Source organism: Gordonia sp. SGD-V-85 (assembly GCF_001456905.1).
GTDB classification, from domain to species: Bacteria; Actinomycetota; Actinomycetes; order Mycobacteriales; family Mycobacteriaceae; genus Gordonia; species Gordonia hongkongensis.
The window spans coordinates 152881-174765 of sequence record NZ_LNQO01000010.1; the positions used below are offsets into that span (position 1 = coordinate 152881).

At 69.1% G+C, this 21885-nt stretch carries 23 protein-coding genes; 7 read left to right on the top strand and 16 right to left on the bottom strand.

The window, feature by feature from the left end; translation table 11 throughout:
• Positions 1 to 65 precede the first annotated feature (65 nt).
• The 5 genes from AS181_RS13965 to AS181_RS13985 form a co-directional block, all read right to left on the bottom strand.
• Positions 66 to 545 (bottom strand): DUF4334 domain-containing protein, encoded by a 480-nt coding sequence (locus AS181_RS13965; RefSeq protein WP_058252161.1) that lies wholly within the window; start codon positions 543 to 545, stop codon positions 66 to 68.
• Between the two features lie 63 nt (positions 546 to 608).
• Positions 609 to 1553, bottom strand: a complete 945-nt coding sequence (locus AS181_RS13970) for a lysophospholipid acyltransferase family protein (protein ID WP_058252162.1) — start codon at positions 1551 to 1553, stop codon at positions 609 to 611.
• Entirely contained in the window at positions 1550 to 2536 is a 987-nt protein-coding gene (locus AS181_RS13975; protein ID WP_058252163.1) for a GNAT family N-acetyltransferase, read from the bottom strand. Before AS181_RS13975 ends, AS181_RS13970 begins: the two co-directional genes overlap by 4 nt.
• A gap of 100 nt (positions 2537 to 2636) precedes the next feature.
• Positions 2637 to 3593: an electron transfer flavoprotein subunit alpha/FixB family protein gene (locus tag AS181_RS13980; RefSeq protein WP_058252164.1), complete on the bottom strand. Its 957-nt coding sequence runs from the start codon at positions 3591 to 3593 to the stop codon at positions 2637 to 2639.
• A 53-nt stretch (positions 3594 to 3646) separates the two neighbouring features.
• A complete protein-coding gene (locus tag AS181_RS13985) occupies positions 3647 to 4432 on the bottom strand; it encodes an electron transfer flavoprotein subunit beta/FixA family protein (protein WP_004019278.1) in 786 nt (261 codons plus the stop codon).
• A 186-nt stretch (positions 4433 to 4618) separates the two neighbouring features.
• Here AS181_RS13985 and AS181_RS13990 point away from each other — a divergent pair, with 186 nt between their 5' ends.
• The 3 genes from AS181_RS13990 to AS181_RS14000 are packed head-to-tail and all read left to right on the top strand — an operon-like array spanning position 4619 to position 8273.
• A complete protein-coding gene (locus AS181_RS13990) occupies positions 4619 to 5437 on the top strand; it encodes a class I SAM-dependent methyltransferase (protein WP_058252165.1) in 819 nt (272 codons plus the stop codon).
• Positions 5438 to 5439: 2 nt separating this feature from the next.
• Positions 5440 to 7002, top strand: coding sequence for a 1,4-alpha-glucan branching protein domain-containing protein (locus tag AS181_RS13995; protein ID WP_058252166.1), 1563 nt, complete (start codon positions 5440 to 5442; stop codon positions 7000 to 7002).
• Entirely contained in the window at positions 6999 to 8273 is a 1275-nt protein-coding gene (locus tag AS181_RS14000; protein WP_058252167.1) for a glycosyltransferase family 4 protein, read from the top strand. The genes AS181_RS13995 and AS181_RS14000 overlap by 4 nt, the downstream gene beginning before the upstream one ends.
• Before the next feature lie 176 nt (positions 8274 to 8449).
• Here the strand turns inward: AS181_RS14000 and AS181_RS14005 are convergent, their stop codons facing one another.
• Positions 8450 to 9196: an acyltransferase gene (locus AS181_RS14005; RefSeq protein WP_058252168.1), complete on the bottom strand. Its 747-nt coding sequence runs from the start codon at positions 9194 to 9196 to the stop codon at positions 8450 to 8452.
• A 127-nt stretch (positions 9197 to 9323) separates the two neighbouring features.
• Between AS181_RS14005 and AS181_RS14010 the strand changes: the two genes are divergently transcribed.
• Positions 9324 to 10661: an outer membrane protein assembly factor BamB family protein gene (locus tag AS181_RS14010; RefSeq protein ID WP_058252169.1), complete on the top strand. Its 1338-nt coding sequence runs from the start codon at positions 9324 to 9326 to the stop codon at positions 10659 to 10661.
• A 70-nt stretch (positions 10662 to 10731) separates the two neighbouring features.
• Here the strand turns inward: AS181_RS14010 and AS181_RS14015 are convergent, their stop codons facing one another.
• The 3 genes from AS181_RS14015 to AS181_RS14025 all read right to left on the bottom strand — a co-directional run bounded on the left by AS181_RS14015 (position 10732) and on the right by AS181_RS14025 (position 13776).
• Positions 10732 to 11931: a class I SAM-dependent methyltransferase gene (locus AS181_RS14015; RefSeq protein ID WP_058252170.1), complete on the bottom strand. Its 1200-nt coding sequence runs from the start codon at positions 11929 to 11931 to the stop codon at positions 10732 to 10734.
• A gap of 19 nt (positions 11932 to 11950) precedes the next feature.
• The gene (locus AS181_RS14020; RefSeq protein ID WP_058252171.1) at positions 11951 to 12925 is read right to left on the bottom strand and encodes a class I SAM-dependent methyltransferase; all 975 of its coding nucleotides are present in this window, start codon (positions 12923 to 12925) and stop codon (positions 11951 to 11953) included.
• A 62-nt stretch (positions 12926 to 12987) separates the two neighbouring features.
• Positions 12988 to 13776 (bottom strand): enoyl-CoA hydratase/isomerase family protein, encoded by a 789-nt coding sequence (locus tag AS181_RS14025; RefSeq protein WP_058252172.1) that lies wholly within the window; start codon positions 13774 to 13776, stop codon positions 12988 to 12990.
• A gap of 127 nt (positions 13777 to 13903) precedes the next feature.
• On the opposite strand from AS181_RS14025, the gene ligD reads away from it, so the two are divergent.
• Positions 13904 to 14884: a non-homologous end-joining DNA ligase gene (gene ligD / locus AS181_RS14030; RefSeq protein WP_058252173.1), complete on the top strand. Its 981-nt coding sequence runs from the start codon at positions 13904 to 13906 to the stop codon at positions 14882 to 14884.
• Here the strand turns inward: ligD and AS181_RS14035 are convergent.
• Entirely contained in the window at positions 14865 to 15269 is a 405-nt protein-coding gene (locus AS181_RS14035) for a MarR family winged helix-turn-helix transcriptional regulator (RefSeq protein WP_058252199.1), read from the bottom strand. The two genes, ligD and AS181_RS14035, sit on opposite strands and share 20 nt — an antisense overlap.
• A 101-nt stretch (positions 15270 to 15370) precedes the next feature.
• On the opposite strand from AS181_RS14035, the gene AS181_RS14040 reads away from it, so the two are divergent.
• Positions 15371 to 15970: a maleylpyruvate isomerase family mycothiol-dependent enzyme gene (locus tag AS181_RS14040; protein WP_058252174.1), complete on the top strand. Its 600-nt coding sequence runs from the start codon at positions 15371 to 15373 to the stop codon at positions 15968 to 15970.
• 12 nt (positions 15971 to 15982) lie between these two features.
• Here the strand turns inward: AS181_RS14040 and AS181_RS14045 are convergent, their stop codons facing one another.
• Together AS181_RS14045 and AS181_RS14050 are read right to left on the bottom strand one after the other, a co-directional pair.
• Positions 15983 to 16810, bottom strand: a complete 828-nt coding sequence (locus tag AS181_RS14045; RefSeq protein ID WP_058252175.1) for an NUDIX hydrolase — start codon at positions 16808 to 16810, stop codon at positions 15983 to 15985.
• A complete protein-coding gene (locus AS181_RS14050) occupies positions 16811 to 17647 on the bottom strand; it encodes an ABC transporter ATP-binding protein (protein WP_058252176.1) in 837 nt (278 codons plus the stop codon).
• Positions 17648 to 17746: 99 nt separating this feature from the next.
• Here AS181_RS14050 and AS181_RS14055 point away from each other — a divergent pair, with 99 nt between their 5' ends.
• Entirely contained in the window at positions 17747 to 18748 is a 1002-nt protein-coding gene (locus AS181_RS14055; protein WP_058252200.1) for an LLM class flavin-dependent oxidoreductase, read from the top strand.
• A gap of 21 nt (positions 18749 to 18769) precedes the next feature.
• On the opposite strand, the gene AS181_RS14060 is transcribed toward AS181_RS14055, so the two are convergent.
• From AS181_RS14060 to AS181_RS14075, 4 genes are all read right to left on the bottom strand, one after another.
• Complete coding sequence (locus AS181_RS14060; protein WP_058252177.1) at positions 18770 to 19219, bottom strand: cupin domain-containing protein; 450 nt, start codon at positions 19217 to 19219, stop codon at positions 18770 to 18772.
• Positions 19216 to 19992, bottom strand: coding sequence for a peptidyl-tRNA hydrolase (locus AS181_RS14065; protein ID WP_058252178.1), 777 nt, complete (start codon positions 19990 to 19992; stop codon positions 19216 to 19218). Before AS181_RS14065 ends, AS181_RS14060 begins: the two co-directional genes overlap by 4 nt.
• A gap of 14 nt (positions 19993 to 20006) precedes the next feature.
• Complete coding sequence (gene serB / locus AS181_RS14070) at positions 20007 to 21248, bottom strand: phosphoserine phosphatase SerB (RefSeq protein WP_058252179.1); 1242 nt, start codon at positions 21246 to 21248, stop codon at positions 20007 to 20009.
• 4 nt (positions 21249 to 21252) lie between these two features.
• The coding region (locus tag AS181_RS14075) for a cytochrome c oxidase subunit I (protein WP_175404334.1) at positions 21253 to 21885 on the bottom strand (633 nt) is incomplete at its 5' end.

Below are 21885 nucleotides of genomic sequence, written 5' to 3' on the forward strand. Positions count from 1 at the left end.
AGCAAGGATAAACGCGCGTAGGTCGCCGACAAATTCCGCGATCGGACGCGGAACGACAGCCCGCCTCAGACCCGCTCGAGGTAGAAGTACAAGTGACGGCCGTCGATGACTCCGCCTTTGCCGTTCATGATCCCCATCACCGTGGTGTCGTCGACGCGCTTGAAGTGGTCGATGACCGGCTGACCGTCGTAGACCATCGACGCGGTGATCTCGCCGCGGAACTCGATCGCCCACAGGCTGGCCTCGCCCTTGCCGAGCTTGGTGTTGGAGTAGAGGTTGCCGTTCTCGTCGCGGCACACCAGCGGTTGGACGTCGCTGCGTGAGGTGAACGTCTTGCCGAACCAGTTGGCCTTGGCGAGCGCGCCGTTGATGGCGTGCCCGGTGGTGAACTCGCCGCCCTTCCATGCGCCGAGCATCTCCTCGGGCCGCAGCGGCGACAGTCCCGCCCACACGGTGTCGAGGTCGGCGTCGTCGACCCGGCCGTCGACGTCCCGGAGTTCGAAGAACTTGGCGCGCGCGGCTTCTCGGGTCTGAGTGGACGTCATCGTCGGCCTCCTGGAGGTACGCGGTTGATCGTCCGCAGAGCTGCGGACGGCTACCGGAAAAACCTATATCAGGGAACGGTTGATGTCACTTTCCGCGGCCGGGAACCGCCCCGCCACGACGCGCTCACACCGACGCGCCAGCTCGCGACGATCTGCGCCGGGTTCCTCGGGCGGGTGGATGACCATCGTCACGACGAGACCACGCGCCCGCATGACCCGCCGCAGCGTGTCGGCCGGGGTGTCGGCGCCGATGAAACTCGGTGCCGTCGCCGTGGTCCCGTCGCTGCCGACGAAACGCAACCTCACCGGCACGACCGGCACGTCCGCATCGATCGCGGCCTGGAAGAACGCAGGTCGGAATGCACCGGCCGAGCGGCCGCAGTACGTGGTGCCCTCGGGGAACACGATCACCGACGAGTCGCAGTGCAGCCGCCCGGCCACGTCGCCGACCGTCCCCGGCAGACCGCGGAGTGTGCCGCGGTCGACGGCGATGACGCCGAACCGGCGCGCGAGGGACGACACCACCGGCATCCCGACGACATCGGATTTGGCCACCACGTCAGCAGGGCTGATCAGCGCGAGCGCCAAGACGTCGAGGAACGAGATGTGATTGGCGACCACGAGTCCGGCGCGGGTCGGGCCACAGCGCCGGTCCTCGACGCGGACGGCGATACCCAGGGCCGCCAGCAGTGCACCCGACGCGGATCGACGCAGGGGACGCGGCGGACGACGACGCAGCCGCGCCACCGCCCCGGTGGTCAGCGCCGCCCAGAAGATCCACACCACGACCACCACGAGTCGGCACAGACGCCACGCGACGATCGTCGCGCCGGTGACCGCGTCGAACCGCCCGGCCCGCGGTGCACCGATGCAACCGTCACCACAGGTGCTGATCGGGAACCACGGGTGCGCGAGCGCGCCGGCCGGGCGGGCAGGCGGACAGGCGGCGTGTTCGCGTCGGAAACGCTCGGAGCGAGGTCCGACCGGACCGACCAGCAGGGCGGTCATCGTGCCGCGCCCCCGGGCTCCGGCGTGGCATCCGTGCGGGCCGAACCCAGCCGTCGGGCACTCGATCGCAGCCGGTCGAGGTATCGCTTGTTGGCACCTTCGCGGTCGAGCAGGGTCAGGAAGTCCGCGACGTCGAAGACGTCGTCGACCGCCGGCTCGCCACAGATGCGGGCGCCGAGGCGGAGGTATCCACGCATCAGTGCCGGCATCGCGACCGTGTCGGACGGCACGATGTCGTCGAGCAGGCGTCCGCCGATGCGGGCCGGCGCCAGCGGGTGGGCGCGGCGCTCGGGGTCCTGGTGGTCGTCGCGCAGACGATCGCGCAGGGCGCGCAGCGACGAACCCGGCAGCCATTCACCCGGCGTGTGCAGGGGCACCGACACACAACCCATCAGGTATCGCAGGTCGGCGTCGTCCATGTACTGCAGCAGCGCCGCCCACATCAGCGCGGTCACCGACCCGTCGCGGTACTCGGAGTGGACACACGCTCGACCCAATTCGACGGTGGCGGAGACGATGTCGTTCATCTCGCGGAGGTCGAACTCGGTGGCCGAGTACCAGCCGCCGGCGGCGATCGCCCGCGCCGGGGAGAGCAGGCGCGCACACCCGACGACCCCGTCGTCGGCGTGGCGGACGATGAGGTGCTCGCAGAAGGCGTCGAACCGGTCGGCATCCCGTCCGGTGACCGCGTCACCGATGCGGTTGGAGAAGCCGGGTTCGTCGGCGAAGACGCGATACCGCAGTTCCTGGGCGGCGACGATGTCGGCGGGATCGTCGGACACGAGGACCCGGATGGGCCCCGCGGTGAGCAGGGTCGTCGGCACGGCCCGCGAGAACCGAGCGCGCGCGACATGGCTGGTGCGGACTGGCGACTGCATGGCGTTCATGACTCGAATGGAAACGAGACCGGGCATCGGCAGGACCACCGCAGCGTGTCGTGTCGGTGCGGGTTCGATGAACTCGGGCCGCCACCGGATGAACAGGCCTCGCCACGGCCACCTGCGGGTGAACGACCCCCGAACGCACGGTGACCCCCGACGGGGAGTCGGGGGTCACCGGGTTCTGCAGTTGATCAGCTCATGATCACTTGCGCTTCTTGACCTCTTCGGTCAGCTGCGGCGCGACGTTGAACAGATCGCCGACGACGCCGTAGTCGGCGATCTCGAAGATCGGGGCCTCTTCGTCCTTGTTGACGGCCACGATCGTCTTCGAGGTCTGCATGCCGGCGCGGTGCTGGATGGCGCCCGAGATGCCCAGTGCGACGTACAGCTGCGGCGACACGGTCTTACCGGTCTGACCGACCTGGAACTGACCGGGGTAGTAACCGGAGTCGACGGCCGCGCGCGAAGCGCCCACGGCGGCACCGAGCACGTCGGCGAGTTCTTCGACGACGGAGAACTTCTCGGCGCTGCCGACACCGCGACCACCCGAGACGACGATCGACGCCTCGGTCAGTTCGGGACGATCGCCGCCGACGTTCGGCTCGACCTTGGTGATCTTGACCGCGCCCTCGTCCTGAGCCGGGACCTCGACGTCGACACGCTCGCCGGCGCCGGCCTGCGGAGCGGCCTCGACGCCACCGGGGCGGATCGAGAAGACCGGGACCTCACCCTTGGCCTGGGCGTCGACGGTGTAGGCGCCACCGAAGATGGAGTGGATGCCCACGCCGCCTTCCTTGACGTCGACGATGTCGGCGAGGACGCCCGAGCCGAGGCGCACGGCCAAGCGGCCGGCGATCTCCTTGCCGTCGGCGGTGGCCGCGACGAGGATGCCGGCCGGCGAGGCGGTCTCGGCGATCGAGGCCAGCACGTCGACCTGCGGGGTGATGAGGTAGCTACCCGCATCGTCGGACTCGGCGACGTAGATCTTCTCCGCGCCGGCCTCCTTGAGTCCGTCGAGGATGCCGTCGGCCGAGCCGGGCTTGCCGACGACGACCGCCGACGGGGTGCCGAGTGCGCGGGCGGCGGTGATGAGCTCGCTGGTGACCTTCTTCAGGGCGCCTTCGGCGTCCTGTTCCACGAGAACGAGTACTTCTGCCATGGTGGTTTTCTCCTGAATGTCTGGGGGTTCGCCGGTGGTCTGCGTGGAGAAGGTCAGATGATCTTCTGGCCGACCAGGTACTCGGCGACCTTGGTGCCGCCGTCGCCTTCGTCGGTGACGCGCTCGCCCGCGGTCTTCGGCGGCTTCGGGGTGTTCGCCGTCACGACCGAGCCGGCGTTCTCCAGGCCCACATCGCTTGCCTCGACGTCGATCTCGGCGAGGGTCAGGACGGTGACCTCCTTCTTCTTGGCGGCCATGATGCCCTTGAAGGAGGGGAAGCGCGGTTCGTTGATCTTCTCGTTCACGCTGACGATGGCCGGCAGGCTGGCCTCGACGTGGAAGATGCCGTCGTCGGTCTCCCGCTCGCCCTTGAGGGTCTCGCCCTCCAGGGTCAGCTTGCGCAGGTGGGTCAGGTGCGGGAGCTCGAGGTACTCGGCGATCATGGCCGGGATGGCGCCGACGCGACCGTCGGTGGCCTCGTTGCCGGCGATGACCAGCTCGACACCCTCGACCGTGCCGAGCGCCCGGGCCAGCACGTAGGCGGTCTGGACCGCGTCTGAGCCGTGCATGAGGTCGTCCTTGATGTGGATCGCCTTGTCGGCGCCCATGGACAGGGCCTTGCGGATGGCGTCGGTGGCGCGCTCGGGACCCGCCGTCAGGATGGTGACCTCACCGCCGTCGGCCTCCTTGATCTTCAGCGCTTCCTCGACGGCGCGCTCGTTGATCTCGTCCAGGACGGCGTCGGCGGCCTCACGGTCCAGGGTGTAGTCGTCGTCGGACAACTTGCGCTCGGACCATGTGTCGGGAACCTGCTTGATCAGTACGACAATGTTTGTCATGGGTCTACGTCGACCTCCTGCATCGGGTTCGGCAACTTACCGGCGGGTAAGGCCATGGGTCCCCACCACTTTAGCGTCTCCTATGTTTCCACTAAACATCGACTACCTCACACAATGCACGCTACCGTTCGCTCGCTCGGTACGACGGCCCCGGCGGTCCCCGGGGCATGCCCTACTCTCTGTCAGATGACTGACGCAGACCTCGGATCGTCGCGCGGGACGGCAACCACTGGTCTCGAGGCGCTCGACACCGACCAGCAATTGGCGCTGACCGGCGAGCGGACGGTCCCGGGGATTCCCGCCGAGAACTACTGGTTCCGGCGCCACGAGATCGCCTACCGCCACATCGCCGACCGGTGCGCGGGCCACGACGTCCTCGAAGCCGGCTCCGGTGAGGGGTACGGCGCCGCGATGATCGCCGACGCCGGGGCGTCGTCGGTGGTCTGCGTCGACTACGACGCCGCCGCGGTCGAACACACCCGACGCCGCTATCCCCAGCTCGTCGTCCACCAGGGCAACCTCGTCGACCTCCCCCTCGCCGACGCCTCGGTCGACATCGTGGTCAACTTCCAGGTCATCGAACACCTCTGGGATCAGCCGCGATTCGTCGCCGAATGCCACCGCGTGCTGCGTCCGGGCGGGGTCCTGGTCATGTCGACGCCCAACCGCATCACCTTCTCCCCCGGTCGCGACACACCGCTCAACCCGTTCCACACCCGTGAGCTCGACGCGGCCGAACTCACCGAACTGCTTCTCGACGGCGGCTTCGTGATCGACGCGATGTGGGGAGTCGTGCACGGACCGCGACTTCGCGCCCTGGACACCAGATGGGGCGGTTCGCTCATCGACGCCCAGATCGAGCGTGCGCTCGCCGGCGTGCCCTGGCCGGACGAGCTGGCCGCGGATGTCGCCGGCGTGGTCGCCGCAGATTTCGACGTCGTCGATTCCGGCGTGTACGACATCGATGCCTCGCTCGACCTGTTCGCCGTCGCGTTGCGGGGCTGAGGGTGACCACCCGCACCGAACCCGTCGCGGGCCAGTTCACGCTGGTCCTGCACTCGCATCTGCCGTGGCTGGCCAATCACGGACGTTGGCCGGTCGGCGAGGAATGGCTGTATCAGTCGTGGGCCGCGTCGTACCTGCCGCTGTTCGACATGCTCGAGCGGCTGGCCGCCGACGGTTTCACCGACCAGCTCTCCCTCGGGATCACGCCGGTGCTGGCCGCGCAGCTCGACGATCCGCACTGTACGTCGTCGATGTACGAGTGGCTCGCCGACTGGCAGCTCCGGGCCACGCAAGCGGCGATGTCCCGCGACGCCGACCGAGCCGCGGCGGGCCGCCGTGAGTACCTCGACGCCCAGCGCGCGCTGGACACCTTTGCCTCCCGATGGCGTCACGGCGCGTCGCCACTGATCCGCGGACTGGCCTCGAGCGGTGTCGTCGAGATCCTGGGCGGCCCCCTGGCCCACCCGTTCGCACCGCTGCTCGACCCGCGACTGCGCCGGTTCTCGCTGACCGAGGGGCTCGCGGACGCCCATGCCCGGTGGGGTGTCGACCCGACCGGGATCTGGGCACCCGAGTGCGCCTTCGCGCCGGGGATGGAAACGGAGTACGACCGCGCGGGCGTGCGCCACTTCATGGTCGACGGGCCCGCCTTGCACGGCGACACCGCGCTGGGACGCCCCGTCGGCGACAGCGCCGTCGTCGCCTACGGACGTGACCTGACGGTGAGCTATCGCGTCTGGTCGCCGAAGTCGGGCTATCCGGGTCATGGCGCCTATCGGGATTTCCACACCTACGACCACGAGACCGGGCTCAAGCGATTCCGGGTCACCGGCCGGACCGTGTCCGGGCAGGACAAGAAGCCCTACGACCCGGCTCGCGTCGACGCGGTTGTCGACCGGCACGTCGAGGACTTCGTCGCGCATGTGCGGCAGCGTCTGGTCGACGAGTCCGCGCGGATCGGCCGGCCTGCGCTGGTGGTCGCCGCGTTCGACACCGAATTGTTCGGGCACTGGTGGCATGAGGGCCCGGTCTGGCTGGAACGGGTGCTGCGACGTCTGCCCGAGGTCGGGGTCACCGTCGGGACACTCGCGGGCGCAACGCAGGCCGGGCTCGTCGGCGCTCCCATCGACCTCCCCAGGTCGTCGTGGGGGTCGGGTAAGGACTGGCGGGTGTGGAACGGCCCGGCCGTGCAGCACCTGGTCGACCTGAACGCCGAGGTCACCGAGACGGCGCTCGACGCGGTCGCCAAGCTGCGGCAACACGGGAGTGCACGCAGCCGGGTCGCCGATCAGATCGTGCGCGAGGCGCTGCTGACCGTGTCCTCGGACTGGCCGTTCATGGTGTCGAAGGACACCGCGGCGCAGTACGCTGTGTCGCGAGCTCACACGCATGCGCATGCCACCCGCGAGATCAGCGACGCGGCGATGCGGGGCCGCGACGACGCAGCCGAGACGCTCGCCGCCGCCTGGGCGCGTGCCGACAATCTCTTTCCCGCACTCGATGCGCGCCGGCTGCACACGGCTCTGACCGCCGACCGGGTCGGCGTCGAGGGGGGAATCCGATGAAGGTGTTGTTCGTGTCGTGGGAGTACCCGCCGGTGGTGGTGGGCGGACTCGGCCGGCATGTCCATCACCTCGCCACCGAGATGGCCGCCGCCGGACACGACGTGGTGGTGCTGACCCGGCGTCCGTCGGGGACCGATGCGGTGACTCATCCGACGACGGACACCGTCGTCGAAGGTGTCCGGGTTCTGGCCGTCGCCGAGGACCCGCCGGAGTTCGAGTTCGGGCAGGACATGATGGCCTGGACGCTGGCCATGGGGCATGCGTTCGTGCGGGCGGGACTTCGGATTCTGCACGGCGGCGCCGGGAGCGGAACGAGCGGGTCGCGATGGGTGCCGGAGGTCGTGCACGCGCATGATTGGCTGGTCGCCCACCCGGCCATCGCGCTGGCCGAATTCTTCGATGTGCCACTGGTTTCCACGATCCACGCGACGGAGGCCGGGCGGCACAGCGGCTGGGTGAGCGGTCGGACGAACCGGCAGGTGCATTCGGTCGAGTGGTGGCTGGTGTCCGAATCCGACGCTCTCATCACGTGTTCGGCGTCGATGCGCGACGAGGTGAACCGACTGTTCGGCTACGACGCCACCGACATCACGGTGATCCACAACGGCATCGACATCCGTACGTGGCCGTTCGCCGAACGCGCTCGGACGAGCGGTCCGGCCGAGCTGCTGTTCGCCGGTCGGCTCGAATACGAGAAGGGCGTGCAGGATCTGCTCGCGGCGCTCCCCCGGATCCGCCGCAGCCATCCGGGTACGACGCTGACGATCGCCGGTGACGGCACCCAGCGGGACTGGCTGATGGAGCAGGCGCGCAAGCATCGGGTCGGCAAGGCGGTGCGGTTCGTCGGCCCGGTCGACCACACCGAGCTGGTGACGCTGATGCACCGCTGCGACGCCATCGTGCTACCGAGTCGATACGAGCCGTTCGGGATCGTGGCGCTGGAGGCGGCGGCGACCGGCGTGCCCTTGATCGTGTCCACGGCCGGGGGTCTGGGTGAGGCGGTTCGCGAGCCGGGCACCGGGCTGACGTTCGAGCCCGCGGATGTCGCCGGACTGGCCGCGGCGGTCCGGGCCACGCTGTCCGATCCGGGCGCGGCCGCGCAGCGAGCACTGCGGGCCCGGGCGCGGCTCACCGCGGAGTTCTCCTGGGCCGAGGTCGCCGAGCGCACCGCGAGCGTGCACCTCGCCGCGAAGCGTCGAGTCCGGCACGCGATCGGACGGCCCGACATCCCGGAACGCCCGCTGCCCGAACGGGACCCGGGGCAGGCATAGCCCCTGCTCCCTGAGGAGCCCGGAGCCTGCGGAACGCCTCCACCCCCTGCTCTCTGAGGAGCCCGGAGCCTGCGGAACGCCTCCACCTCCTGCTCCCTGAGGAGCCCGGAGCCTTCGGAACGCCTCCACCCCTGCTCCCTGAGGAGCCCGGAGCCTGCGGAGGGCGTCACGAAGGGTCACTCCCGCTCGGCCGCGGCCTTCTTCCGTTCGATGTCGGCGAGGGCGCGTTCGAGTTCGGCGCGTTCGGCGGCGTTCGAGGCCCAGTCGTCCATCCGGTTCTTGACCACCCGGGCGGGGGCGCCGACCGCGATGGCGTAGTCGGGGATGACGCCCTTGACCACCGCGTGCGAGCCCAGCACGCATCCTCGCCCGACGATGGTGTTGCGCAGCACCGACACCTTGGCCGCGACCCACGTGTCCGGCCCGATGCGCACCGGGCCCTTCACGATGCCCTGGTCTTTGATCGGCAGCGTGATGTCGTCCATCTTGTGGTCGAAGTCGCAGATGTAGCACCAGTCGGCGATGAGGGTGGAACCGCCGATCTCGAGGTCGAGGTAGGAGTTCACCACGTTGTTGCAGCCGAAGACGGTCTTGTCGCCGATGCGGAGGCTGCCCTCGTGGCAGCGGATGGAGTTGCCGTCGCCGATGTGGACCCAGCGACCGATCTCCATGCGCGCGAGTTCCGGCGTCGCGTGGATCTCGACGTTGCGCCCGAGGAACACCATGCCCCGCAGCACGATGTGCGGATTGGCCAGGCGGAACCGCGCCAGGCGGTAGTAGCGCACGAGGTACCACGGTGTGTACGCCCGGTTGCGTCTGATCCATCGCAGCGAGTCCAGCGTGAGAAAACGCGCCTGGTCGGGGTCGCGGCGTCGGCCCGCGCGCCGGCGGGACCGGTACGACGCATTCCACATGGTGGTCATGACCAGAAACCCTAATCGACGCGATTTTCGCGCACGATAGGCTCACTGCTGGCGCGGAGGGTGCCGTTCGATGGCATGCCCGGCGCCTGCACACGACGCAGAACAGGGCACGACGACGAGGAGCAGGATGGCTTTGGCACGACCGCAGGTGTCTCGACGCCGCCGATCCGCGCTGACCCGCCTGCTCGTCGCGCTGACGGCCGTGTGCTCGATGGCGCTCGCCGCCTGCTCGGACGGTCACATCGACGTCCGCTCCGTACCGAGCGTCGGATGGCCCAGCTACGGGGGTGTCCCGGGCAACGCCAACTTCGCGTATGCCGATGTGCCGGAGGACCTCACGCTGAGCTGGACACGGCCGACCGGCGGCCCGGTCACCGCGCCGGTGACGATCTCCGGCAAGGGGAACGTGGGCGTGACGTCGAATGCGGCGCAGGGATGCAACGTGCTCGTGCTCGACAGCCGCTCCGGACGCAAGAACTTCTGCAAGGACATGCGGGCCGGTGTCGAGATCAACGCGATGCTCGTCGATCAGTACGACCAGCCCTATCTCGGCGAGGAGACGACCTTCCTCGCCTTCAATGCCGGCGGCGCCATCCGCTGGCGGGCCGGCGTGATCGGGGTACCGCTGTCGGCGAAGTTCGCGGCCCCGAACGAGGTGCTGGTCGCCACCACACAGGGTCAGATCCTGCTGATCGACACCCAGCGCAACGAACTCCTCGCGCCTGAGGTGAGACTGCGCGACGACGCCGACCCCGCGCAACCGCTCCGCGGCTTCGGCGACTGCGTGAGCAACGGGCCGCAGTGCGCGATCCCCGCCCCCGCTGCCGTCGACACCGAACGAGAACGCTTCTTCCTCAACTTCTTTCCCCAGGGCGCAGCGACGTCGCAGATCCGCGCGATGAAGTACGGCGCCGTTGCCGGGAACCGCGAAGTCCGGACCGCGTGGCAGGCCGACGTCCCCAGCGGCGTCATCGGGACCCCGACGCTCTCGGCCGACGGCGCGACCGTCTATGCGTTCTCGCGCGACGGCAAGATCGTCGCCCTGAACGCCGAGGACGGATCGACGCGGTGGACCTACGACATCGGCGGCCACGGATTCGCGACGATGACCGTCTCCCCGGACGGTCTGATCATCCCGACCGGTTCGCTCGGCGCCCCGCTGACCCTGCTGCGTGATCGGGGCGATCGCGCCGAACAGGTCTGGCAGCGCACCGATCTGGCGACGGTGAGCCTGTCCACGCTGACCCAGCAGCAGACCGCGTGGACGGTCGCCCGCGATCCCGGCAAGGACTCCCTGTCCCTGGTCGAGGTGTCCACGACCGACGGCGCGACGAAACGGACTCTGCCGCTGCCGAATTCGCGCGGTTTCGCGACCGGCGTCTCGGTGTCCTACGCCGGACAGATCGCGACCGCGACCAATCTCGGCGAGGTGTACTTCTTCGACAGCAAGGCCGATCTCGAGTAGGTGTTCGGAGAGTGCGGGATTCGTACTGGAAACCGATACAGATCCCGCACTCTGCGTGGTCGGGTTCGTTTCAGAACCGGACACCCGGCTCACAGATGAACGCGACACCCTTGCGCCCGATCCGGGTCAGCACCACCGACAACGGCCGGGAGCCCTTGAGCTTGAGCTTCTTCCGCAGCCGGTCGGGGTCGACGTCGAGTCCGCGGACGAGGATCTCGAGGGGGCCGCAGTCGAGCGCCGAGAGCGCCTTCCGGAGCGCCTTCTCGGTCACCCCCGTCCGCTCGATCACCCGGAATCCGCGGGCGCCGTCGGGGACGGAATCACCCGTGAGATAGGCGATCTGCGGATCGAGTTGCCAGAGCCCGGACCGGTGGGCGTAGTGCTTGACCAGCGCGGCGCGCACGATCGCCCCGTCCGGGTCGACGATCCACTCCCCCGCCTCACCGGCCGGCACGTCGTCGTCTTCGCGGTCGGTGACCTCGACCTCGGCGATGGTTCCGTCGGCGCGGGTGCGGAGCACGGTGGCCCGCCGGCCGGGCTCCACACCTGGGCCCGTCCACAGGCACGCCTCGCGCACGCCGCCGTCGAGTGAGGTGACCTGAACCTCGCCGTCGAAGCCATAGCGGTTTCGCAGCATCTGATGGTCCAGTCCGGGAGCGCATTTCACGATGAGCGTGCGACCGGGATAGGTCGTCAGCAGCTCGAAGAGCGGTGGGGTCAGCTGATCGAGCCGGAAGATGCGGCCCGCATCCGATCGCCGCGCGGGATCGGCGAGGAGCACGTCTGCGGTCGAGGTCGGGGTGAGCGCGTCCGCGACCAGCAGCGTCGCCTCCGGCACGTTGGAACGCGCCATCGCGAGCCGGACCCGGTCGATGTCGCTGCCGATGACACCCGAGATACCGTTGGCGCGCACCAGCTCCCGTAGCTCCGCCCCGATCGAACAGGTCAGGTCGTGCACCACCGATTCCGGAAACCGCGCCGCGATTTCGGCCGCACGGTGCGCGGCGACCACCGACGCGGTCGCCTGCTGCAGGGCGTCGTCGGTGAGCAGGAGCGCCTCGGCATCGCGCAGCTTCGGGCGGGCGCGCCTACGACACTGCACCGTCTCGATCAGCGCGGCGTCGTGGGGCGCGTATCGGCTGCGTACCTCGGTGATGTCGGCCAGCATCGTCGACGGGGTGAACTCGAGGCGGGACACCGTGTCGAGCGCCTTCTCGCCGTGCCGCGACCGCAGGAACGCGACGTCGTCGAGATCGAAGGAGTAGCCCATGGCCTGACGGCGGAACCGCCTACTGCGGCTTCGTCCCCGTCACCACGACGTTGTAGAAGAACTTCGGCGGCACGACCTTCCGCAGCACGTTCTCGTCGAGCCAGGTGAGGCGCTTCCATCCGCCGAAGGCAAAGCGGGCCCAGCCCCACCCCAGCTTCTCCGGCGGGACCGCGGCCTCGAAGGTGCGGACCGGCCAGCCGAGCATCGCGGCGGCCAGTTCCTCGGTGGCGGTGGACACCTTCTGCGCGCCGGCAGCGCGGGCGATCCCGGCGAGCTCGTCGGGATCGAACGTGTGGATGTCGACGACGGCCTCGAGCGCGGCCGCACGCGAGGACTCGTCGAGTTCCTCCTGCGGGCGCCGCCATCCCTGCAGCGGACCGAGCTTCGTGACATTGGTCGTGGCGAACCACGTCGCCCGACTCATCCAGCGCGCGTAGAAGTCACCGATCGTCGACGGCTCACCCGCGAAGATGAAGCGTCCGCCCGGCTTGAGTACCCGCAGCACCTCGCGCAGCGCCTGCTCGACATCGGGAATGTGGTGCAGCACAGCATGTCCGACGACGAGGTCGAAGGTGTCGTCGTCGTACGGGATCTTCTCCGCGTCGGCGACCCGGCCGTCGACATCGAGACCGAGGTTCTCCGCGTTGCGCAGGGCGACCTTGACCATGCCCGGCGAGAGGTCGGTGACCGACCCCTTCGACGCAACACCCGACTGCATCAGGTTCAGCAGGAAGAACCCGGTGCCACAACCGAGTTCCATCGCGCGGCCGTACGGCAGGGGCTCCTCGGTGGCCGCGGCGTCGAAACGGCCACGCGCGTAGTCGATGCAGCGTTCGTCGAAGCTGATCGACCACTTCTCGTCGTAGGTCTCGGCCTCCCAGTCGTGGTAGAGCACCTGGGCGAGTTTGGTGTCAATGAGGGCAGCCTTGACCTGTTCCTCGGTGGCGTGCGGATTGGGAGCGGGATCGGTGCCCGGTGTGGCGTCGGTGGTCATGATCGCTTCCTGTGTGCGTGGTGATGGGGTGCTGTGGTCGAGGGGTACGCGGCGACGACGGCTCAGCGGCCGACGAATTCCGCCTTCCCGGGGCCGTTCTCGAGGAACGAAGTCAGACCGATGGCGCGGTCCTCGGTCGCGAACAGCGGGGCGAACAGCTGCTCCTCGATCTTGAGCCCGGTGTCGAGGTCGACGCCGAGGCCCTGGTCGACGGCCTTCTTGATCGCGGCGAGCGCCACCGAGGCGGCGCCGTCGAACTGTCCGGCCCAGGCGAGCGCGGCGTTGTAGACCTCGTCCGGCGCGACGACCTCGTCGACGAGTCCGATCGCCAGCGCCTCCGCGGCGTCGACGAAGCGGCCGGTGAACATCAGGTCCTTGGCCTTCGACGGCCCGATGAGGCGTGCCAGCCGCTGCGTGCCGCCGCCGCCGGGGATGAGACCGAGCAGGACCTCGGGCAGCCCGAGCTTCGCGTTGTCGCCCGCGATCCGTCGGTCGGCACCCAACGCGACTTCGAGGCCACCGCCGAGCGCGTACCCGGTGATGGCCGCGACGGTCGGCTTCGGGATGGCGGCGATCGCGCCGAGATCGCTCTGCAGGCGACCCGCCACCCGGCTCATCTCGGCGTAGCCGACGTCCCGCATCTCCTTGACGTCCGCGCCGGCCGCCAGGATCTTCGGGCCGCCGTAGACGACGACGGCCTTGATGTCGGCGCGCACCGTGGCCTCCTCGGCCGCGGCGGCCAGTTCGGCCTGCACCTGCCGGCTCAACGCGTTCATCGGAGGCCGGTGCAGCAGGATGGTGCCGACCCCCGGATGAGCGTCGGAGCACTCGAGGGTCACGAACTCAGGCATGGTCGAAGGCTACCGGTAGGTAAGTCCGGTCGGTGCCCCAGCCCGGCGACCCAGGCCGACGACCCGGCACGCACGACGCGGCCCGGAGTCCGCCGCTCGCCGGCATCGGAGCCATACAGTGGCGGTCATGGCGAAAACGTCGGGTTCCGCAGGTGATCCCATCGAACTCGAGGTCGGCGACCGCACCGTCCGGCTGTCGAGTCCCGACCGCGTCTACTTTCCCGAGCGCGGTGAGACCAAGCTCCATCTCGCCGAGTACTACCTGTCCGTCGGCGACGGGATCGTCCGTGCGCTGCGCGACCGTCCGTGCATGCTGCACCGGTTCCCCAAGGGCGTCAGCGGCAACAAGGTCCACCAGAAGCGCGTCCCCGCCGGCGCGCCGGACTGGCTGGAGACCACCGAGATCTACTTCCCGCGGTACGGCCGCACCGCCGACGAACTGTGTGTCACCGAACTGGCATCGGTGATCTGGGCGGTGCAGATGTCGACCGTCGAGTTCCACCCCTGGAACTCACGGCGCGACGACCCCGAGTCGCCCGACGAGTGGCGTATCGACCTCGACCCGATGCCCGACTGCACGTTCCCCCGGATCCGGCGGGTGGCGCACGTCGTCGAAGAGGTTCTCGACGAACTGGGTATGCGCGGGTTCCCCAAGACCTCGGGCGGTCGCGGGCTGCACATCTACGTCCGCATCGCGCCGGAGTGGGGCTTCCCACAGGTCCGGCGTGCGGCTCTCGCGTTCGCTCGGGAGGTCGAACGTCGGGCGCCCGACGACGTGACGACGACCTGGTGGCGCAAGGACCGCGACCCGGCGGCGGTCTTCGTCGACTACAACCAGAACACCCGCGACCACACCATGGCGTCGGCCTACTCCGTGCGCGGCAACGAGCGGGCCACCGTGTCGACGCCGATCACCTGGGCCGAGATCGACGACATCGAACCCGACGATTTCACCATCGCCACCGTGCCGGCCCGGTTCGCCGAACTCGGAGACCTGCACGCGGAGATCGACGACGTCGCGCACCGACTCGACACCCTCATCGACTGGGCCGACCGCGACGACATCGGCACCGACGAGGACGCCGAGATCATCGATATGGATCGGTGACGTCGCGTAACGACCGCAATGCCTTTTCCAGGGCGGCGAACTGGGCGTCGCCGAGATGCTCGCGCCACTCCTGCTGCTGCGCCTCGACCTCTCGCGCGGCGACCTCGCACAGGTGAACGCCCCGCTCACTCAGCGTCACCAGCCGGGCGCGACGGTCGGACGGGTCCGGCACCCGGGTCAGGTAGCCCGCCGCCTCGAGTTGGTCGACGATGCCGCCCGCGGTCTGCTTGGTGACACCCGCCTGCTCGGCGAGATCGGTCAGCCGCATGGGTTCGGGTGCCAGCCGCTGTAGCACCCGGGACTGCGCCGGAGTGATGTCGTCGGCCCCTTCCTCGGCGATCCGTGCCAACACCCGGCGCTCGGTCGCGCGGTGGGCGATGAACATCAGGACGGCGATCTGCGGGTCGGACACGTCGTTGACTTTAGTACGAAAACCTGACTAATATCAGTCAGGAAACCTGACTATCCGTGTGGCGGGAGCGACCGATGGACACCGACCTCATCTGGCAGCGCATCGACGAGCAACGACTCGAACTCGCCGCACTGATCGAGACCCTCACGCCCGAGCAACTCGCCACCCCGTCGCTGTGCGACGCGTGGACGGTGCGCGACGTCGCGGTCCACCTCACCCACTCCCACACCTCACCGGCACGAGCGATGATCGCCGCGTGCCGATACGGTTTCCGGTTCAACACGATGATCCGCGAACTCGCGCTGCGCGACGACACCACGGCGGGCGATGCCGCCTCGAAGTTGCGCGCCATGGTCGGTTCGCGTCGGCATCCGATCGGGACGACTCCCATGGCGCCGCTGCTGGATTCGCTCCTGCACGGGCAGGACATCGCGGTCCCGCTCGGACTCGACCGGCCGATGCCGACCGACGCCGCGACGGCGTGCGCCGACTACCTGTGGTCGACGGGTTTCCCGTTCCATGCACGTCGCCGAAACGAGGGACGACGCTATGTGGCCACCGACAGCGACTTCGCGGCCGGGACGGGTGAGGTCGTCGAGGCGCCGATCCGCGACATCGTCATGCTGTTCGGCGGACGGACGAACGCCGCCGGGGCTCTGGCGCCCTCAACCTGACAGCGCGTCCGGTCAGAGCGTGATCTCGGGCGGCTGTTGGTCGCCGAGAGTCCGGAAGTACTCGTCGGAGCCGGGGAAACCGAGGCCGGCCAGCCCGGCGCCGGGTGTCACGTTCGGCAGGATCGGTTCGATGACACGCTCGGCGTCGAGCAGTTCGTCGATGGTCGAGAACTGCGAGACGTAGTTGAGCTGCGACCACGTGGGCGGCATGAGGAAGTGCTGGCCCGCGGCCCAGGAATCGATCGCGACCCGGGCGTTCACCCACCGGGCGACCTCGGCTTCGGTGGTCTCGGCGTCGGCGTGCTGTCCGTCGGGCATCGCGGCCAGGAAGAACCGGGTGTCGTAGCGTCGCTTCTCGTTCACCGGGGTGATCCAGTGCGCGAGCGGACGCAGCAGATCGGCACGCAGCGTCAGTCCGCGCGCGGTGAGGAACTGCGCGAACGACAACGACTTCTCGACGAGGCGTTGCCGATCCTCGGCCAGTCCCTCCGGGTCGGCGAAGGCGCCGTCGGCATCGGTCGCGAGCAGGACGCCGCACTCTTCGAACGTCTCGCGGACGGCCGCGCACACCAGGGCCTGGGCGATCTCGGCGTCGCTGCCGAATTGCCCGGCCCACCAGGTGGCCTCGGGACCCGTCCACGCCAGGTCGGCGTCGGCGTCCCGCTTGTCGACGCCGCCGCCCGGGAACACCGTCATTCCCCCCGCGAAGGCCATCTGCTTGACGCGGCGTTGCAGGAAGACCTCGATGCCGTCCGCGGCGTCGCGGACGAGTACGACGGTCGCCGCATCCCGCAACGGTGCGGACACGATGTCCGGGCCCTGTTCCTGTGTCGACGTCATTCAGTTACCTCCTGCTGCTCGACGGTGGCCACCCGCGCGGCGCCGGCGCCGCGCGAAGTACCGGCCGTCGACTTTGTCCAGAACGATCTGCTGGCGGAAGGCGGCGGTGAGGTTCTCACTCGTGAGTACCTCCTCGAGCAGCCCCTGGGCCACCACGCCACCCTCGGACAGGATCATCGCATGTGTGAAACCTTCGGGGATCTCCTCGACGTGGTGGGTGATCAGCACGATGGCCGGGGCGTCGGGGTCGGCGGCCAGACGCGCGAGACGATCGACGAGTTCTTCGCGGCCACCCAGGTCGAGCCCGGCGGCCGGTTCGTCGAGCAAGAGCAGTTCGGGGTCGGTCATCAGCGCGCGCGAGATCACGACACGCTTGCGCTCGCCCTCGGACAGCGTGCCGAAGCGACGGTCCGCGAGGTGCTCGGCGCCCATCGATTCCAGCGATTCGACGGCCTGCGCACGGTCCATGGCGTCGTAGCTCTCGCGCCACCGCCCCAGGACCGCATATCCCGCCGAGATGACGACGTCGCTGACGATCTCCTCCGGCGGCACTCGATCGACCAGCGACGGGCTCGAGACCCCGATCCGGGTCGACAGCTCGCGGATCTCGACCCGGCCGAGCTTCTCGTTGAGCACGAAGGCGGTGCCCGACGTCGGGTGGATCTCCGCCCCGGCCAGTCGGATCAGTGTCGTCTTGCCCGCGCCGTTGGGTCCGATGATCACCCAGCGTTCGTCCAGTTCCACCTGCCACGACAGCGGGCCGACGAGAGTCTTGCCGCCTCGAACGACGGCGACGTCGCGAAAATCGATCAAGAGGTCGGGATCGGATTCGGTCACTCCCCCATCCTGCACCACGAGGGAATGGTCGACCCGTTCGACTCACGGCAGACCGGACGGCGGGAATAGTCCGGGGCGTCGGCCGCATTGAACATCGTCGTGACCCCTTCGAACCTCCCCTTGTCGATCCTGGATCTCGCGCAGATCGGTCGTGACGAGACTGCCGCGCAAAGCCTGTCCGCCAGTGTCGATCTCGCACAGAACGCGGAGAAGTGGGGCTACCGCCGGATCTGGTACGCCGAGCACCACAACATGTCGGCCATCGCGTCGTCGGCGCCGGCGGTGCTCATCGCACACATCGCCGCGCACACCTCGACCATCCGTCTCGGCGCCGGCGGCGTGATGCTGCCGAATCATTCCCCGCTGACCATCGCCGAGCAGTTCGGCACCCTCGCCGAACTCCATCCCGGGCGCATCGACCTCGGGCTCGGGCGCGCGCCCGGCAGCGATCAGCAGACCTTCGCGGCCCTGCGCCGCACCCACGCCTCCGCGGAGCGGTTCCCGCACGACGTCCTGGAGCTGCAGGCCTTCCTCGGCGACGAGTCGCGTGTCGAAGGCGTTCGCGCGACCCCGGGCGCGGGCACCCACGTGCCGCTCTACATCCTCGGCTCGTCGCTGTTCGGCGCGCAGCTCGCCGCGGCCCTCGGACTTCCGTACGCCTTCGCCTCCCACTTCGCGCCGCAGGCGCTCACCGAGGCCGTGGCGTTGTACCGCCGCGAGTTCCGGCCGTCGGAGGTCCTCGCCGAGCCCTACGTCATCGCGGGTGTCGGAGCGATCGCCGACGAGGACGCCGACCGTGCGCAGGCGCAGCTGCAGATCGCGAAACGTCAACGCGTGTCGCTGCTCTACGGCCGCGGCCGGACCTTCACCGACGAGGAAGCCGACGCCATCCTCTCGATGCCGCAGGGACGCCAGATCGACGAGATGCTGACGTACTCGGGTGTCGGGACGCCGGGCGAGGTGCGCGACTACCTCTCGTGGTTCGCCGGGCACGCCGACGCCGACGAGCTGATCGTCGCGTCGCTGGCGCCCGATCGTGACGTGTGGCTGGGCACCTTCGGCCACCTCGCGCCGGTGAACTCACCGGTCGCCGCCGGCTGACCGAGATCCGAGGGCAGACCGTCAGGCCAGCCGGAAGTCCTCGAAGTCGAACCCGGGCACGACGATGCAGCTGACGAGTGACGGCTCGTCCCCGGCGGGCCGGGCACGCTGCCACACGCCCGGCGGCACGAGCGCTTGCGGGTGCTCACCGGATTCGATGTCGGGCCCGACCAGAATCGTGGTGGGGTCACCGGGGGCATCGGCGTCCCCGCCGAGATCGAGTTCGACCGGCGCTCCTCGATGGTGCAGCCACAGTTCGGCGCCGCGTACCGTGTGCCACGCCGACTCGTCGCCCGGCATGAGGACGAAGTAGATCGCCGTGCCGGCGGCACGGTCGCCGGTATAGCCGTCGACAAGCGACGCCGACGGCACGACGACGTCGCTCCGCCACGTCTCCCGGAACCAGCCGCCTTCCGGATGGGGTTGCAGATCAAGAGCTTTCACCCATTCCGGCGGTACCGCAGCGCTCACGTGTCCTCCTGGGCCCGGATGACCTCGGCGATGACGGTCACCGAACCGGGCGCGATCTCGGTGAACCCGGCGTCTCGAACGGCCACCGCCCTCCCGGCGGCATCGGCGGAGAGCAGTTCTCGCCACCGCCCGGGCGTGGCCTGACGGACCGCGAGCGGGCAGTCGTCCCGACGCCACTCGATCGCGTCGTCCGCGGCGAGGAGCTTGGCCGCCAGCATCGACGCGTGACCGACCTGCGCGGCCAGTTTGCCGACAGTCATCGGCAGGTCGGGATTGGTCCACAGCACGACGCCCGAGACCGGCGGCTGATCGGGCAGCTCTCCCTCGACCTCGGTCCCACCGATCTGCAGCTTCGCCACACGCCGGTCGAGGTCACCGACGCGGCCGGGCACGAACGCCCGTGCCGACGCCCCGCCCTCGGTCGCGGTCACACCCCAGACCTCCTGCGCGGCAGCCCATTGCGCGCCACGCGCGCGCCGGGCGATCTTCCGGATCCGTGCGTCGCACCAGGCGTCCATCGCCGCCGCCCACGGACCGTCGCCCGCACTTCGTTCGTCGAGGCACAATAACGCCACCGCTCGCGCCGCCGCGGTCAGCAGTTCGGTGCGGTCGGGCGGATCGTTCTTCTCGATGCGGAGCACCATCGCCATCGCCAGGACGTCGGCGGGGTCCGACGGGTCGTCGCCGCCTCCGACGTAGGCGACCAGCCGCCGATGATCGGCCGCGATCGCTTCCGGATCGACCTGCGAAGAGCCCGTGCGCTCAGATTCCATGGAGCGGTGCGAGGTCAGCCCAGGGGTACCCGGCGATAGACGCCGTCGGCGGCGTCGGCCGCCTCGATCTCGTCGCGGGAGACGCCCAGGATGAACAGGACCCCGTCGAGAAACGGGTGATTCAGCGTGGCGTCGGCGACCTCGCGCAGCGCAGGCTTCGCGTTGAAGGCGATTCCCAGCCCGGCGACGCTGAGCATGTCGATGTCGTTGGCGCCGTCGCCCACCGCGATCGTCTGCTCCATCGGCACCCCGACCTGATCGGCGAACGACCGCAGCGCGTGCGCCTTGCCCATCCGGTCGACGACCTCGCCGACGACCCGGCCGGTCAGCTTCCCGTCGACGATCTCCAGGGTGTTGGCCCGGACGAAATCGAGTTCGAGTTCGTGCGCGAGTCCGTCGATGACCTGACGGAAACCGCCGGACACGAGACCGCAGTGGAATCCGAGACGGTGCAGCGTACGGATCGTCGTCCGGGCACCGGGGGTCAGTTCGAGTGACTTGGCGACATCGTCGAGAACACTCGCGTCGAGTCCGGCCAGGGCCTTGACGCGTTCGTGAAGGGACTGCGCGAAATCGAGTTCACCTCGCATCGCCGCCTCGGTCACCGCGGCGACCTCGGCTTCGCGGCCGGCGTGCGCGGCGAGCATCTCGATCACCTCGCCCTGGATGAGGGTCGAGTCGACGTCGAAGACGATCAGGCGCTTGGCGCGCCGAGCGAGTCCGCCGCGCTCCACGGCGATGTCCACCGCATGCTTCGCGGCCACCTCGGCGAGGCCTTTGCGGAGGGCGGCGTCGGCGGCGACACCGCCCCGGCCGGCAACGCTGACCATGAGTTCGAGGCCGGTGAGCGGGTAGTCGGCGATCCCGCGGATCGAGTCGATGTTGCCGCCCTGGCTCGCCAGCTTCGCCGCGACGGCGCTGAACGCGGTGGCGGTGACCGGACTGCCGAGGATGACGACGGCATGCGACGACGGCGAACGGCTACCGGGATCGACCCCGATCTCCACCCGGACGTCGAAACCGATGGACGCCATCGCCTGTTCGACGACTTCCTGCAGCGCCTCGGGGTCGCCGGTGGAGGACACCAGCACTCCGAGGGTCAGCTGTCCGCGGATGACCACCTGCTCGACGTCGAGCAGTGCAACGGCCTGACCGGCCAGGGCACCCATGAGAACAGAGGTGACACCTGGCCGGTCGGGACCGGTGACAGTGACCAGGACGGTCGTACCGGAACTGGCTGTCGAGTCCTTGCTCACCGGGTCAGCGCGGGTCGGGATCCGGGGATCCCTCGTGCGTTCCCACGGTGAACGGCTCGCGACGAGCCTCTTCCATCTGACGGTCCTTGCCCGCGGCGTGACCCGGGCCGACGTGTGCTTCGGCACGCATGCGGTCGATCATGTGCGGGTAGTGCAGTTCGAACGCCGGGCGCTCCGACCGGATGCGGGGCAGTTCGGTGAAGTTGTGGCGCGGCGGCGGGCAGGAGGTGGCCCACTCGAGCGAGTTGCCGAAGCCCCATGGATCGTCGACGGTGACGACCTCGCCGTAGCGGTAGCTGCGGAAGACGTTCCACAGGAACGGCAGTGTCGAGACGCCGAGGACGAACGCGCCGGCGGTGGAGATGATGTTGAGCGTGGTGAAGCCGTCTGAGGGCAGGTAGTCGGCGTATCGGCGGGGCATGCCTTCGGCTCCGAGCCAGTGCTGCACCAAGAAGGTGAGGTGAAAGCCAATGAACGTCAGCCAGAAATGGATTTTGCCCAAGCGTTCGTCGAGCAGTCGTCCGGTCATCTTCGGGAACCAGAAGTAGATGCCGGCGTAGGTGGCGAACACGATCGTGCCGAACAGCACGTAGTGGAAGTGGGCGACCACGAAGTAGCTGTCGGAGAGTTGGAAGTC

What these genes read in the sequence shown, in the direction of transcription:
- AS181_RS13965 (WP_058252161.1), bottom strand. Translation starts at nt 545, where the DNA reads ATGACGTCCACTCAGACCCGAGAAGCCGCGCGCGCCAAGTTCTTCGAA.
- AS181_RS13970 (WP_058252162.1), bottom strand. Translation starts at nt 1,553, where the DNA reads ATGACCGCCCTGCTGGTCGGTCCGGTCGGACCTCGCTCCGAGCGTTTC.
- AS181_RS13980 (WP_058252164.1), bottom strand. Translation starts at nt 3,593, where the DNA reads ATGGCAGAAGTACTCGTTCTCGTGGAACAGGACGCCGAAGGCGCCCTG.
- AS181_RS13985 (WP_004019278.1), bottom strand. Translation starts at nt 4,432, where the DNA reads ATGACAAACATTGTCGTACTGATCAAGCAGGTTCCCGACACATGGTCC.
- AS181_RS13990 (WP_058252165.1), top strand. Translation starts at nt 4,619, where the DNA reads ATGACTGACGCAGACCTCGGATCGTCGCGCGGGACGGCAACCACTGGT.
- AS181_RS14000 (WP_058252167.1), top strand. Translation starts at nt 6,999, where the DNA reads ATGAAGGTGTTGTTCGTGTCGTGGGAGTACCCGCCGGTGGTGGTGGGC.
- AS181_RS14005 (WP_058252168.1), bottom strand. Translation starts at nt 9,196, where the DNA reads ATGACCACCATGTGGAATGCGTCGTACCGGTCCCGCCGGCGCGCGGGC.
- AS181_RS14010 (WP_058252169.1), top strand. Translation starts at nt 9,324, where the DNA reads ATGGCTTTGGCACGACCGCAGGTGTCTCGACGCCGCCGATCCGCGCTG.
- AS181_RS14015 (WP_058252170.1), bottom strand. Translation starts at nt 11,931, where the DNA reads ATGGGCTACTCCTTCGATCTCGACGACGTCGCGTTCCTGCGGTCGCGG.
- AS181_RS14020 (WP_058252171.1), bottom strand. Translation starts at nt 12,925, where the DNA reads ATGACCACCGACGCCACACCGGGCACCGATCCCGCTCCCAATCCGCAC.
- AS181_RS14025 (WP_058252172.1), bottom strand. Translation starts at nt 13,776, where the DNA reads ATGCCTGAGTTCGTGACCCTCGAGTGCTCCGACGCTCATCCGGGGGTC.
- ligD (WP_058252173.1), top strand. Translation starts at nt 13,904, where the DNA reads ATGGCGAAAACGTCGGGTTCCGCAGGTGATCCCATCGAACTCGAGGTC.
- AS181_RS14035 (WP_058252199.1), bottom strand. Translation starts at nt 15,269, where the DNA reads ATGTTCATCGCCCACCGCGCGACCGAGCGCCGGGTGTTGGCACGGATC.
- AS181_RS14040 (WP_058252174.1), top strand. Translation starts at nt 15,371, where the DNA reads ATGGACACCGACCTCATCTGGCAGCGCATCGACGAGCAACGACTCGAA.
- AS181_RS14045 (WP_058252175.1), bottom strand. Translation starts at nt 16,810, where the DNA reads ATGACGTCGACACAGGAACAGGGCCCGGACATCGTGTCCGCACCGTTG.
- AS181_RS14065 (WP_058252178.1), bottom strand. Translation starts at nt 19,992, where the DNA reads ATGGAATCTGAGCGCACGGGCTCTTCGCAGGTCGATCCGGAAGCGATC.